The 944-nt window shown below is 49.3% G+C and carries 1 protein-coding gene; it reads right to left on the reverse strand.

The window, feature by feature from the left end:
* Positions 1 to 725, reverse strand: a 725-nt coding sequence (locus tag AC1DRJ_RS29775; RefSeq protein WP_477805279.1) for a LysR family transcriptional regulator, incomplete at its 3' end; no start/stop codon positions are given.
* Positions 726 to 944 lie beyond the last annotated feature (219 nt).

Raw genomic sequence — 944 nt, forward strand, 5'->3', positions numbered from 1 at the left:
ATATAATCCGTTCTGCTTGAGGTGAGCAGTACCTCCAGGTGTTCGGACATCATTAAGTCAAACTTCACGCACTTCAGTTCTTTTGGAAGTACCCAGATATCCGCCATCGCTATCCGATTGCGCACAATGACAAACTGAAAATCCCTTACCACTTGCTCAAAATTCGCAGCTAGCAGCGCCGGCTGATCTCGCCGAGCCACGAGCACCATGTGGTCACTGAACAGATGCATGGCGTGAATGCTTTCCTCGTCAGGCAGGACCCAGTCGATAGCCATGTCAAAGCGGCCATCTTCAATCTTTCGGACTAGGTCAACCGGAAGAGAGCGTGTGGAGAACTCAACAATTATACCCGGCGCAGTTTCAGCTAACTGGCGATGAACGCGCTCAGCCAGCAGTGGCCCTAGTGGGTGTGGAATTGCGATGTAAAAGCGCCTAGTAGATGTGGCTGGGCTGAACATCCGTGTCTCTCCTAACAGATCACGAACCCCAGCAAGCGAATCTCGCACCCGCAGATAGATCAGATCCGCCAGAGGTGTCGGCTGGACGCCCTGCGGTAGACGCACAAACAAATCATCATGCAGCAAATCACGCAGGCGTGTCAGCGCATGGCTCACCGCAGACTGACTCATTCCCAGCCGCTCCGCTGCACGCGAGAGGTTGCGCTCTTCATACACAGCCTCGAATAGCGGGAGCAGATTTAGATCAATTCTTCGCAGATTGAACACTGTGCATACCTGTTATCTGAAACGTTCAGTTCTGAAACTGTAGAGCAGTGTCTAAGATTGAGCCATAGAAATAAAATTAATATTGCCTCTAGGAGCATCGAAAATGAGAACTATATCAAAATAAACACAGCCCGTAAAAATCATTAAAAAACTAGTATTTGTCGCCCTGCTCATTACTTCGACTTCGGTATTTTCATATACTATTGGTGGGGCTTATGC

Source organism: Pseudomonas sp. P5_B2, from assembly GCF_056400445.1.